The 12,022-nt window shown below is 59.1% G+C and carries 17 protein-coding genes; 5 read left to right on the top strand and 12 right to left on the bottom strand.

Annotation, left to right across the window (positions count from 1 at the left end):
* Positions 1-49: 49 nt before the first annotated feature.
* From E4O98_RS26420 to cysZ, 4 genes are all read right to left on the bottom strand, one after another.
* Positions 50-229 carry a hypothetical protein gene (locus tag E4O98_RS26420; RefSeq protein WP_032879540.1) on the bottom strand — a complete coding sequence of 60 codons (180 nt, stop codon included), beginning with the start codon at positions 227-229 and terminating at the stop codon, positions 50-52.
* 26 nt (positions 230-255) lie between these two features.
* Complete coding sequence (locus E4O98_RS26425) at positions 256-717, bottom strand: hypothetical protein (protein WP_248136702.1); 462 nt, start codon at positions 715-717, stop codon at positions 256-258.
* Positions 718-951: 234 nt separating this feature from the next.
* On the bottom strand, positions 952-2,130 hold the full coding sequence (locus tag E4O98_RS26430) for a glycosyltransferase family 1 protein (protein WP_248136705.1): 1,179 nt from the start codon (positions 2,128-2,130) through the stop codon (positions 952-954).
* A 54-nt stretch (positions 2,131-2,184) separates the two neighbouring features.
* Positions 2,185-2,949 carry a sulfate transporter CysZ gene (gene cysZ, locus E4O98_RS26435; RefSeq protein WP_078822280.1) on the bottom strand — a complete coding sequence of 255 codons (765 nt, stop codon included), beginning with the start codon at positions 2,947-2,949 and terminating at the stop codon, positions 2,185-2,187.
* Positions 2,950-3,243: 294 nt separating this feature from the next.
* Between cysZ and trxB the strand changes: the two genes are divergently transcribed.
* The gene (gene trxB / locus E4O98_RS26440) at positions 3,244-4,206 is read left to right on the top strand and encodes a thioredoxin-disulfide reductase (protein WP_003194076.1); all 963 of its coding nucleotides are present in this window, start codon (positions 3,244-3,246) and stop codon (positions 4,204-4,206) included.
* Between the two features lie 123 nt (positions 4,207-4,329).
* On the opposite strand, the gene E4O98_RS26445 is transcribed toward trxB, so the two are convergent.
* The 6 genes from E4O98_RS26445 to E4O98_RS26470 are packed head-to-tail and all read right to left on the bottom strand — an operon-like array spanning position 4,330 to position 7,254.
* Positions 4,330-4,671 (bottom strand): HopJ type III effector protein, encoded by a 342-nt coding sequence (locus E4O98_RS26445; protein ID WP_148852675.1) that lies wholly within the window; start codon positions 4,669-4,671, stop codon positions 4,330-4,332.
* Positions 4,664-4,960 (bottom strand): DUF1244 domain-containing protein, encoded by a 297-nt coding sequence (locus tag E4O98_RS26450; RefSeq protein WP_148852674.1) that lies wholly within the window; start codon positions 4,958-4,960, stop codon positions 4,664-4,666. Before E4O98_RS26450 ends, E4O98_RS26445 begins: the two co-directional genes overlap by 8 nt.
* 15 nt (positions 4,961-4,975) lie before the next feature.
* Positions 4,976-5,347, bottom strand: coding sequence for a dihydroneopterin triphosphate 2'-epimerase (gene folX / locus E4O98_RS26455; protein ID WP_032857710.1), 372 nt, complete (start codon positions 5,345-5,347; stop codon positions 4,976-4,978).
* A 2-nt stretch (positions 5,348-5,349) separates the two neighbouring features.
* A complete protein-coding gene (gene folE / locus E4O98_RS26460) occupies positions 5,350-5,910 on the bottom strand; it encodes a GTP cyclohydrolase I FolE (RefSeq protein WP_005791285.1) in 561 nt (186 codons plus the stop codon).
* A 20-nt stretch (positions 5,911-5,930) separates the two neighbouring features.
* Entirely contained in the window at positions 5,931-6,638 is a 708-nt protein-coding gene (gene folM / locus E4O98_RS26465) for a dihydromonapterin reductase (protein WP_164699563.1), read from the bottom strand.
* 58 nt (positions 6,639-6,696) lie between these two features.
* A complete protein-coding gene (locus tag E4O98_RS26470) occupies positions 6,697-7,254 on the bottom strand; it encodes an antibiotic biosynthesis monooxygenase (protein WP_032879547.1) in 558 nt (185 codons plus the stop codon).
* Between the two features lie 212 nt (positions 7,255-7,466).
* On the opposite strand from E4O98_RS26470, the gene E4O98_RS26475 reads away from it, so the two are divergent.
* Positions 7,467-8,423 (top strand): MerR family transcriptional regulator, encoded by a 957-nt coding sequence (locus tag E4O98_RS26475; protein WP_032879548.1) that lies wholly within the window; start codon positions 7,467-7,469, stop codon positions 8,421-8,423.
* Positions 8,424-8,425: 2 nt separating this feature from the next.
* On the opposite strand, the gene E4O98_RS26480 is transcribed toward E4O98_RS26475, so the two are convergent.
* A complete protein-coding gene (locus E4O98_RS26480) occupies positions 8,426-9,031 on the bottom strand; it encodes a hypothetical protein (protein ID WP_032879549.1) in 606 nt (201 codons plus the stop codon).
* 58 nt (positions 9,032-9,089) lie between these two features.
* The gene (locus tag E4O98_RS26485; protein WP_032879550.1) at positions 9,090-9,557 is read right to left on the bottom strand and encodes a PAS domain-containing protein; all 468 of its coding nucleotides are present in this window, start codon (positions 9,555-9,557) and stop codon (positions 9,090-9,092) included.
* 129 nt (positions 9,558-9,686) lie between these two features.
* On the opposite strand from E4O98_RS26485, the gene E4O98_RS26490 reads away from it, so the two are divergent.
* The 3 genes from E4O98_RS26490 (at position 9,687) to E4O98_RS26500 (ending at position 11,972) form a co-directional block, all read left to right on the top strand.
* Entirely contained in the window at positions 9,687-10,142 is a 456-nt protein-coding gene (locus E4O98_RS26490) for a flavodoxin (protein ID WP_032879551.1), read from the top strand.
* 145 nt (positions 10,143-10,287) lie between these two features.
* Positions 10,288-11,070 carry a class II aldolase/adducin family protein gene (locus E4O98_RS26495; protein ID WP_005791271.1) on the top strand — a complete coding sequence of 261 codons (783 nt, stop codon included), beginning with the start codon at positions 10,288-10,290 and terminating at the stop codon, positions 11,068-11,070.
* On the top strand, positions 11,070-11,972 hold the full coding sequence (locus E4O98_RS26500) for an alpha/beta hydrolase (RefSeq protein ID WP_032879552.1): 903 nt from the start codon (positions 11,070-11,072) through the stop codon (positions 11,970-11,972). Before E4O98_RS26495 ends, E4O98_RS26500 begins: the two co-directional genes overlap by 1 nt.
* The last annotated feature ends 50 nt before the right edge of the window (positions 11,973-12,022 follow it).

A 12,022-nucleotide genomic window follows, 5' to 3' on the forward strand; every position in this document is an offset into this window, starting at 1 on the left:
AAGGCTGGACTCCCTGTGAGCGTCACAGGGAGTTTCTTCTCTTTAGCGATTAATACTCTGGTCGCTTATTCAACTCTTTACTGTGATCAGTCTTGAGCGTGTCTTTATGGCCAGGCTGGCCGTAGATTGGCGGTTCAGCACGGGCTTGATCCAGCCATTGTTGCTGCTGGGTCCATTGCGCGGTTGGCATGTTGACACCATTGCGTACACCCATTCCATAAATTGACATGTTCCGTATCTCCTGGGGTTGGCTGATCAATAGGGGCGTACTGGCTGCGTCAGGGTTTGGTCGTATGTCGGTTGCTGTGGACGATGCGAGCCGTAGTCGGGGCGTGTGGGCTGATGTGGACGATGCCAGCCGTAATCGGGTTGTGAGGGTTGCTGCGGACGATGCCAGCCATAATCGGGTTGTGTGGGTTGCTGCGGACGATGCCAGCCATAGTCGGGTTGTGTGGGTTGCTGCGGACGATGCCAGCCATAGTCGGGACGTGTAGGTTGCTGCGGGCGATGCGAGCCGTAGTCGGGACGTGTAGGTTGCTGCGGGCGATGCGAGCCGTAGTCGGGACGTGTAGGTTGCTGCGGGCGATGCCAGCCGTAGTCGGGACGTGGGGGTTGCTGCGGGCGGTACCAGCCATTGTCGGGCCCCGTAGGCCTCTGGCTGAAGATATCGGTAGTCGGGTACCGTGGAACCATGGATTCGTTTATCAGTGTCGACATAGTTATCTCTTAAGTTTCCATCATGAATGCCTGCCTCTTGGGTGCGATCTGTAAAAGACACCCCTGGTAAGACAGGTGTCATGTGGGTGGTGATAAATCCTGCAGCGTTCCAGAAATATCCTGTGTGGGGGCGCTTATTCAGGCGCTCTGGCGCGAAAAAGCCTAACGCCTGGGCCATTACTCGGGGGCTCGTCTGTCAGGCAGGTGAAGTGACTTACAGTCATTGCTGAGTCTTCAGCCTGCGTGCGGCTGTGTTGGGACGATAAAATGTTCCCCACACACACCTCGTAACTGCTGCTCGAACTGTTCGACAATCGCTGGCCAGCCCTGGCGGCTCGCGTGTTGACGCGCATTGAGGCGCATACGGCGTAAACTTTCCGCGTCCTCCAGCAGCCAATTGGCGGCGTCGCAAAACGCATTTTCGTCACCCGGCATCGCCAGCACCCCGTTGTAGCCGTGACGAATATGCTGTGTGGCGGCAGCCTGGTCGTAGGCCACCACCCCCAACCCTGACGCCATGGCCTCCAGTACCACATTGCCAAAGGTTTCGGTCAGGCTGGGGAACAGGAACACATCGCCGGACGCGTAATGACGAGCCAGTTCTTCACCGCGCAAGGCACCGCAGAAAATTGCTTCGGGAAGGTCCTTTTCCAGCATTGCTCGTTGTGGTCCATCACCGACGATGATCAGTTTCATCTGACGCAAGGGGTATCTGTTCTGCAAGGTCTCGAAACAGCGCTTGAGCAGGCCCAGGTTCTTTTCCTGGGCCAGCCGCCCTACATGCAGCACTGCGATTTGCTCATTATTCAATGCCCAGCTTTCCCGCAGAGCGCTGTCGCGTTTGGCGGGGTGGAACAATTGGCTGTCGACGCCTCTGGCCAACATCCCCAGGCGCTCAAAATGCCGACGCTCCAGTTCCAGGCGCTGACTGGCGCTTGGTACCAGGGTCAGGCTCGATCGGTTGTGAAACCAGCGCAGGTAATGGGTGACCATGCGACTGAGCAGGCTCAAGCCGTACTGGTTCGAATACTGCTGGAAGTTGGTATGAAAGCCGCTGACAACACTGATTCCCAAACGCCGCGCCGCACGCAGAGCGGATAAACCCAACGGCCCTTCGGTGGCGATATACAACACGTCCGGGCGCTGGCGGCTCCAGCGTCTGAGCAGTTTGCGCATCGACGATTGGCCCCATTGCAGCCCTGGGTAACCGGGTAATGGCCAGCCGCGGCACAGCAGCAGTTGATTGTCACTCGGTCGGCTCTGATCAGCGCCCTGGCGTGGACGCACCAGTTCGACCTGATGACCACGCGAGCGCAAACCCTCGCACAGGCGGCCAAGGGTATTGGCCACGCCGTTGATTTCCGGCGGGAAGGTTTCGGTAATGAGGGTGATGTGAAGCGAGGCTGTCGTCATGACCCACAGTGTCACCGCGGGCCATGTCGCCATTGTGTCTGAGTGATGATGGATTTATGACGGGGTCACGGCCTGCTGCGTCATCGCCTCGGCACCTTGCTCACGCACCCAGAACAACGTCGCCCCGGCGACTGCCGCCGGCATCATCAGCAGGTTGACCACCGGCACCAGCAGCACCAGATAGACAACACCGCCGAAGCTCATGCTCTGCCAGCGCTTCTGGCGCAGCCAGGCGAGCATCTCGTTCCAGCCCAGTTTGTGGTTGTCGGCCGGGTAGTCGATGTACTGGATTGCCATCATCCATACGCCAAAGAGCAACCACAGCGGCGCAGCGATCAGGTTGACCACTGGAATGAACGACAGGATAAACAGTCCGATAGCTCGTGGCAGGAAGTAGCCCAGCTTGCGCATTTCCCGGGCCAGGGTACGCGGCACCATGGCGATCAACTCACCCCAACTGAACGCCGGAAAGTCATCGGTGCCGCGCACCACCACTTCAACCTTCTCCGAGAGAAAGCCGTTGAACGGCGCTGCGATGATATTGGCGAGCATGGTGAAGGTGAAAAACACCATCAGCACCACCAACACCACAAACAATGGCCACAACAGGTAATTCAGAAAACTCAGCCAACTGGGCAGCGTCGGCATCAGATGGTCGACCCACAGGCTGAACTGATGGCCGGCGAAATAGATCAAGCCGACGAACAGCACCAGGTTGATCGCCAGCGGCAGCAGCACAAACAAGCGCAAGCCGGGGCTCAACACCAGTTTGAGGCCTTCACGCAGGTATTGCGGACCGGAAAGAGCGGGGGCGGGCATGGTGAACTCCGAGCAGGATGACGAACGCGCCGACCTTACCGGCTTTGTATCGTGGGCGAAAGCGGCGACATCATCAGTAACATTAGGGGGAGCAATGGCGTCGATTAATCGGGCCGACTGCATAGAGACCACCTATGAGCTGGATTGTTATTCCGTATTTCCTTAATCTTGCCCCCCTCGATACGCTGCACCCATTATTTTCAGGGCCTGCGAGTTCAAGCCTTCCCCAAGTGCTTCGTGGTCCCTTTTTTATTCCAGCCGCCTTGTAGTCCGGGCGGTCGATAGGAGCGAGTCATGTCTGATACCCGCCATTCGCGAGTGATTATTCTCGGTTCCGGCCCTGCCGGTTACAGCGCTGCCGTCTATGCTGCCCGGGCCAACCTCAAGCCGCTGCTGATCACCGGCATGCAGGCGGGCGGTCAGTTGACCACCACCACCGAAGTCGACAACTGGCCGGGCGATGTCCACGGACTGACCGGCCCGGTGCTGATGGAGCGTATGAAAGAGCACGCCGAGCGCTTTGAAACCGAGATCGTGTTTGATCACATCAACAAGGTCGACTTCTCCAAGAAGCCTTACAGCCTGACCGGCGACAGTGGCGTCTACACTTGTGACGCCCTGATCATCGCCACCGGTGCCAGTGCTCGTTACCTGGGCCTGCCATCGGAAGAAGCGTTCATGGGCAAGGGGGTTTCGGCCTGCGCTACCTGCGACGGTTTCTTCTACCGCAACAAGCCGGTCGCTGTGGTCGGTGGTGGTAACACCGCTGTGGAGGAGGCGCTGTACCTGGCCAACATCGCCAGCACTGTGACCCTGGTTCACCGTCGCGAGACCTTCCGCGCCGAGAAGATCCTGATCGACAAGCTGCATGCCCGTGTGGCAGAAGGCAAGATCATCCTCAAGCTCAACGCCACCCTGGATGAAGTCCTGGGCGACAACATGGGCGTGACCGGTGCGCGCCTGAAGAACAACGATGGCAGCTTCGACGAATTGAAAGTCGACGGTGTATTCATCGCCATCGGCCACACCCCGAACACCTCGCTGTTCGAAGGCGTGCTGGAAGCCAAAGATGGCTACCTGGTGGTGCAGGGCGGCCGCGAAGGCAATGCTACCGCGACCAACATCGAAGGCATTTTCGCTGCCGGCGACGTGGCTGACCACGTCTACCGCCAGGCCATCACCTCGGCCGGCGCCGGTTGCATGGCGGCCCTGGATGCCGAGCGCTACCTCGATGGTTTGAAGGACGCTTCGTTCTAAACAACGCTGCAAAAAAATGTGGGAGGGGGCTTGCTCCCGATAGCGGTGTGTCAGCCAACTAATACTTGGCTGAAACCTGCTATCGGGAGCAAGCCCCCTCCCACATTTGGATATGTATTTGACTCAGGATTTGCGAGCCAGGGGCTGCGCGGCAAATTTTACCCCATCCAACCCATGGGCAATCAACGCCCGAATATTGCCATGGTCACTGCCCTCAGGCGTCGCCACCACCGACCGGTAATGCTCGCCAAACGCCAGCAACGCTTCCTGATCGCTCAAGCCTTCCAGCAACGCCAAACCCAGGGTCTTGCACGAACCTTCGTTCTGCCCAGCAGCGTTTTCCACATCGCCATTGGTGAACGCTTGTGGCTGGTAGTCGTAACCGTCGGCGATAAAGGCCAGGGTGTCGGCAAAGACGTGTTCGCCACTGTTGAGGCTGGCGCGCAGAGTGTTCAGATCAGTCATGGGGCTTTCCTTTGGCGAACGCGGCCTGTTGGTCGGCGTTGGCTTCTTGCTGGTATTGGGCTTTCCACTCGGCGTACGGCATGCCGTACACCACTTCACGGGCGTCATCGAGGCTGACCTGGATCTGGCGCTCATCGGCCTCGGCCTTGTACCACTTGGACAGGCAGTTGCGGCAAAAGCCGGCCAGGTTCATCAGGTCGATATTCTGCACATCCTTGCGGCTGTCCAGATGGGCCACCAATCGGCGAAAGGCGGCGGCTTCAAGTTCGAGGCGTTGTTGGTCGTTCATAGGGCTCACTTAGTATCAGCGGCTGGCGGCTAGAGTGATCGAAACCGACTCGGCAAAGCGCAGCGCGTGGGGCTTGTCGACTTCCACCTCGGCGTACAACACCGATTCGTTGCTCATCACCAGGTCCAGCAATTCCTGGGTCAGGCGCTCCAGCAGGGCGAAGCGGTTGCCTTCCACATGGGCGATGATCGCCTTGGTGATGGTGCGGTAGTTCAAGGCGTGGTCGATATCGTTGTCGCGCACGGCGTCCTGGGCGGCATACAGGATGGTCAGGTTGATCAGCACATCCTGCTTGTTGAGGATTTCGTCCTCGTTGATGCCAATAAAAGTGCGCAGGCACAGGTCTTTGACCCGGATGCGCGCCATGCCTGGTTGAAGTTGTGGCATTGCTACTTGCTCCGTCCAATCAATTGCAGGAACTCCATGCGCGTGGTGTTCGATTCGCGGAAGGCGCCGAGCATCACTGAGGTGTTCATGGTTGAATTCTGTTTCTCCACGCCGCGCATCATCATGCACATGTGCTTGGCTTCGATCACCACCGCCACGCCGGCAGCCTGGGTCACGTCCTGGATGGCGTCGGCGATTTGCCGCGTAAGGTTTTCCTGGATCTGCAGGCGCCGGGCAAACATGTCGACGATGCGCGCCAGTTTAGACAGGCCCAGCACCTTGCCGGTCGGAATATAGGCCACGTGCGCCTTGCCGATAAAAGGCAGCAGGTGATGCTCGCACAACGAGTACAACTCGATGTCCTTGAGGATCACCATCTCGTCATTGTCGGAGGCGAACAGCGCGCCGTTGACGATTTCTTCCAGGTTCTGCGCGTAGCCATGACACAGGTACTGCATGGCCTTGGCGGCACGCTTGGGCGTGTCGAGCAGGCCCTCGCGCTCTGGGTCTTCGCCCAGGCCCTTGAGGATTTCGCGGTAGTGGTGGGGCAGGGAAAGGGTCATACAACATCCTCGCAAACGGCTTACTTGATATGCCGCCCGCCGTTGACGGTCAGGGTGGTACCGGTGACATAGGGGTTGTCCAGCAGGTAACGCACGCTCTGGTAGATCACCTCAGGCCCGGGCTCGATGCCCAGGGCCGACTTGGCCAGGACCTTGGCGCGATAGGCCGCGTCGTCGCCTTCGTTGAACATCACCATGGCCGGCGCGATACCGTTGACCTTGATCAGCGGCGCGAACTGCGCGGCAAACGATAGCGTGAGGCTGTCGAGGCCGGCCTTGGTGGCGCAATAGGCGATGTGCTGACGGCTGCCCTTGCGCACCACGTCATCGCTGATGTGCACGATATCGGCAGGTGTCGAGCGTTGCAGCAAGGGTGAACAATGCAGGTTGATCAGGTACGGCGCAAGCATGTGTACGCTGAACATATCGATAAACGCGCGGCTTTCGTCGCCCGGTGTTTCTGCGACCCAGGCCGAAGCATTGTGGATGATCGCACGCAGGCTTTGGGTATGGGTTTGCAGCTGCGCGATGAAGGCAAGAATCCCGGCTTCGCTGGAAAAGTCGGCAAATACGCCGATGGCCCCTCGTTCACGTAGCGCCTGCACACCTGGGCGTTCGCTGCGGTAACTGAAAATCACCGAGTAGCCATCATCCAACAGGCGCTCAGCACAATGCAGGCCGACGCGCTGGCCGGCACCGGTGATCAGGATCGGTGCGTGGGTTGCAATCATGGGAGGCTCAAGTCGCTGGCAGACGCAAACTATACCAGCGACCCGGCCCCTGTGCTCATACGGCGGCTTCGGTGACTTTGCGCGGTGGCGAGGGGTGCAGCCAGTTCGCCAACAGATGCGTCGAGAGCGGAATAAAGAGGTAAACCATCAGCGGCGTCAGGGCGGCGGTGCTGACCAGTACACGGCTGAACAGGTCCAACTCGCCAAGCAGCGGGCCGAGACCGAAGTTGAACAACAATGACACCGGGAAGAACGCCAGCCAAATCGCGACCGCCTGTTTCCAGCGCGGCGGGCGTGCCCCTACGGCACCAAACCAGCCATCGATACCGCTGACACGACGCTCGCAAGGGTTGGCAAACAGCTCGCTTCCGCGACTCAGCCAGGCGCTGCGCGAGGCGGAAAATTCCCAGGCGTGCAGGGTTTTCTCATCGGCGAAGCGGAAGATGATCTGGAACTCATCATCATGGGGTGGCGGGGCGAGTACGCCGGAACCCAGGTAACCCGGGAAGTCAGTGGCCAATTGCTCGCCTTCGCGCAGCCAAGCCATCAATTCTTCGTAGCGACCTTTGGCGACGCGGCGCGCAACCATCAACGTGACGGGTGAGGTAGACATGGTGTATCTCCAGGTATCGAGTGCGCTGGGCCGGGTAAGCGGCGCACGAACGAGGCTGCGGGGTGCTGCAGCGACGTAAAAAACAGGCAAGGATTATTCCTGTTTTGCCGAAATACGCCAGAAACTTCGGATGGATCGCCGTAGATCTTGAATCATGGGCATCAATGGGCGTTAAATAAGATACAAATCCATATGGATATTGCTGACAGCTGATGCCCCAAATCATTGCTCCGTCTCTTGAAGCATCACCTGATAGTCACGCTGACCCCGAAGTGCTGTTTCCAATTCGTGAAGTGGCAAGACTTACAGGCGTTAACCCGGTGACTTTACGTGCCTGGGAGCGTCGCTATGGCTTGATTCAGCCCGTTCGCACCGAAAGTGGGCATCGGCTGTACTCAAGCACCGATATCGACACGGTTCATCGCATTCTTGACTGGATCGAACGCGGCGTAGCGGTGAGCAAAGTGGGCAAGATCCTGGCGCGTGATCAACGGCCCGGCGAGCTGGCCACGGCGTCACGCAGCGATATCGAACTGGAATGGCAGCAGTGGCAGGCGCAACTGCGGGTGGCCATCAGCGCTTTTGATGATCGTGAACTGGGGCAGTTGTACGGACAAATCTTCAGCGCTTATTCAACCACCGTCGTATTTCAGGACATCATGATGCCCCTCTGGCAGCAACTGCTGCGTCACCAGGGGCGTTTTGGCCAAGCCAGCGAATGGCTGTTTTTCGACAACTTCCTGCGTTCGCGCACCGCTCAACGGCTGCAATTGGCGTGTGCTTCACCGGCACCGAGGGTGTTGCTGGCCGCCATTGCCGGCGAGTGTCGTGAGCTGGAACTATTGGTCGCGGGTTTATTGATATCCAGCGACAAGCTCGCGGTAAAAGTCCTGGGTGTTGGCCAACCGCTCGATGAGTTGACGCTGGTCTGCGAGAGAACTCGGCCACAAGCCCTGGTGCTGTTTTCCAACCATTCTCCCGGTGCAGAACTGCCTTCGCGGCTCAGTCGCCTGGCATTGACGCTCAATTGCCCGTTGCTGTTGGCTGGCGATGCCTCGGACCTCGCCGAGCACAGCCTGGCAGGCTCATCGATAGGTTGCCTGGGCAATGACGGACGTTTGATGCAGCGCCGCTTGCAGCAGTTTCTCAGTGGTCACCTGGATACCTGAACTCAGGCGTGCACGTGGGGATGAACCAGGCGGTGCTGGTGCAGAATGAACTGGCGCAGGCGCTCGGTCTCATCTGCATCACTCTGGCTCAGGCGGTAAGCGAACAGGCCTCGGGCAGTTTCCCGCTCCAGCGTGCCGCGAAGCGCGATACGTTCGTAGCCGGAAGGGCTGAACCACAGGGAAAAGGTCTTGGGCGGTTTCGCCCGGCCGCGCACTTCTACCAGTACACCCTTGAATGATACTTCGTGCACCCACAATGCACTGGGGTAGCCCTTGACGTTTTCCAACGCCACGGGCGCTTCAAGGGCCAGGCGCCACGGGCGGATCATCGGCCCGTCTTCGAAAATGCTCGGCACGCCCAGGCGCAGATGCACCGCATGAAACTCATCTTCCACCAAGCGCAGGGGGAAGGTGAGCTGCTGGTTGTCGAACTGGGCCTGGATGGTGACTTGGTCGTGAGCGGCCAGCCGCGTGAGCAAATCACGAATCTGCGCGCCGCCATTAACCGTCAGGCTCGACCACGCATCCCGCAGATTGAGCTGCGGGTTGTGCTGCATGTCCTGGATAAAGTCCAGTTCGTCCTGCGTCAAAAGCGTGTCGCGGTGCATTGATCTAGCTCAAGGCTGAGGCATTAAAAAGCCATTATCGCTCTAAAGACTGGGTTTTTTACAGTTTGTTAATTCCACTCGTCGCCTTGAGCGCCGCGAGCTCGTTTTTAAGCTCGGCCAACTGCGTTTCCAACTGGGCGACGCGTTGCTGCGCCTTGACTTGAGTGGTGACGTCTTTTTGCACACCGACGAAATACGTTTGCCTGTCCGCCTCGTTGTACACCGTCGAAAGTGACAGCTCATTCCAGAAGTGAGTGCCGTCCTTGCGGTAGTTACGCAGGATCTCGCGACATGCGCCGCCGTTGTCGAGGGCTTCACGAATGGCCATCAGTGCCGGCTGGTCACGGTCACCGGACTGGAGGAAGCGGCAGTCCTGATAAAGGATCTCGTCCAGGGTGTAGCCGGTCAGGCGTTCGAACGCAGGGTTGACGTAGATCAGCGGTTTGTCCTTGCCCTCACGCTCGGCAACGACGATCCCATCGTTTGAGGCATTGACGACCATTTGCAGCAGCTTGGCGTTAATCATTGAGCGGTCCATGGCTTGTGTTTGACGGTGCAAGTTTAAGGCAAGTCTTGATTCTTGCACGCTGCGCGCTGAATTATCGGCACAGACTGCTAATATCCCAGGCTTTGACTCAACTACAGGATCAGATTGATGAAAGTCGCCATCCTTTCCGGCTCGGTCTACGGTACGGCTGAAGAAGTCGCTCGCCATGCGGAAAAAATCCTCAAGGACGCCGGTTTTGAAGCCTGGCACAACCCTCGCGCCAGCCTGGGCGAGGTGCAGGCGTTTGCTCCCGATGCGTTCCTTGCGGTGACCTCGACCACCGGCATGGGCGAGTTGCCCGATAATCTGCAACTGCTGTACTCAAGCATTCGCGACCAACTCCCCGCCGCCTGGCGCGGGCTGCCGGGCGCGGTCATCGGCCTGGGTGACGCCAGCTATGGCGATACGTTCTGCGGTGGCGGCGAGCAAATGCGCGAACTGTTCGGCGAGTTGGGCGTGCGTGAAGTGCTGCCGATGCTGCGCCTGGACGCCAGCGAAAGCGTGACCCCGGAAGCCGACGCCGAGCCTTGGCTGGCTGAACTGGTCGTCGCGCTGCGCGGTTGAGCGAAGGGGCGGCCGTTGTACTATTCTCTTGGCTGACTCGCTCAGTCATCAAGCTGGCTGCGAAGGCAACTCCTTGTGCCACGGCGTCTGACTAGACTGGCTCTCACTTAGACACAATAACAAGTGCGCCAAGGAGGACGTTGCCGTGAGCCTAGCCCCTGCATCATCGCCAGAAAACATCAAAGCCCAGGTCAGTGCTGCCGAATGGCAAACCCGCGTTGACCTGGCGGCCTGTTATCGCCTGGTGGCGATGCATGGTTGGGATGATCTGATCTTCACGCATATTTCGGCCAAGGTGCCGGGCACGGAAGATTTCCTGATCAACCCTTATGGGCTGATGTTCCACGAAATCACGGCCTCAAGCCTGGTCAAGGTTGACCAGGCCGGCAACAAGCAAATGGACAGCCCCTACGAGATCAACCCCGCGGGCTATACCATCCACAGCGCCATCCACGAAGTGCGTCATGACGTGACCTGCGTGTTGCATACCCACACCGCTGCCGGTGTGGCGGTTTGCGCACAAAAGCAAGGCGTATTGCCCATCAGTCAGCAGTCGCTGTTTGTGCTGTCCAGCCTCGGCTATCACGCCTACGAAGGCGTAGCGCTGAACCATGAGGAAAAAGCCCGTTTGCAGGCGGACCTTGGGCAAAACAATTTCCTCATGCTGCATAACCACGGCTTGCTGACCTGTGCTGGCACCATCGCCGATACCTTCCTGATGATGTTCACCTTCCAGCGCGCCTGCGAGATCCAGGTGCTGGCGCAAAACGGCGCAGCGCAGCTGATTGCCATCGAGCCGCAAATCCTGGCTGGCGCCAAGGCGATGGTGGCGGCTGTCACAAAAAGCGCCCAAGGTATGGGAGGTGCGCTGGCCTGGCCGGCGCTGCTGCGCAAATTGGACCACCAGAACCCCGGGTATAAAAGCTGATGCCACTCGCCGAGATACCGCTCAGAGCCTGGCGCAAACGCGGCCAGGACTTCGTCTTTCGTGGCCGTACCCTGCGTTACTGGGTGGCCGGGCAGGGCACGCCTCTGCTGCTTATTCATGGCTTCCCCACCGCCAGTTGGGATTGGCATTACCTGTGGCAGCCCCTGGCCCAGCGCAATCTGGTGATTGCCTGCGACATGCTCGGTTTTGGTGACTCGGCCAAGCCCCTGAACCACGACTATTGCCTGTTGGAGCAAGCCGACTTGCAACAGGCGTTGCTTGAACACCTGGGAGTGGAGCAGCCGGTGCATGTATTGGCCCATGACTACGGCGACAGCGTCGCCCAGGAGTTACTTGCCCGGCATTACGAAGGCCGGTTCCAGATGGCCAGTTGCGTCTTTCTCAACGGCGGGCTGTTCCCGGAAACCCACCGTCCCACCCTGGTGCAAAAGTTATTGCTCAGCCCGTTGGGCTGGATGATCGGCCGGGCTTACGGGCGCAATGCCCTGGCCAGCAGTTTCAGCCAGATATTCGGCCCGCGAACGCGGCCCAGTGAAAGCGCTCTGGATGATTTCTGGAGTTTGATCAGTTGCAATGACGGGCCGCGTATCCTGCACAAACTGATCGCCTACATTCCCCAGCGTCGACGCCTGCGTGATCGCTGGGTGGCCGCCATGCAGCACGGCAGCGTGCCGATGCGGGTGATCGACGGCGAGGTGGACCCGATTTCCGGCGGCCATATGGTCGAGCGCTTTGAGCAACTGGTGCCCCACGCCGACACGGTATTGCTGGCCGATATCGGCCATTACCCGCAGATCGAGGCGCCGGTGCAGGTGCTCAGGCATTACCAGGCCTTTCGTGATCGCATCGGCCAGCCTTCGCCGCAAGCGGTCTATTCCTGAGCCTGGCTTCTCCAGCGGGTATCATCCTGCTGCCTTATCGAGCACCATTC

Origin of the sequence: Pseudomonas sp. W2Jun17, from assembly GCF_023127795.1 — a bacterium.
GTDB lineage: Bacteria > Pseudomonadota > Gammaproteobacteria > Pseudomonadales > Pseudomonadaceae > Aquipseudomonas > Aquipseudomonas synxantha_A.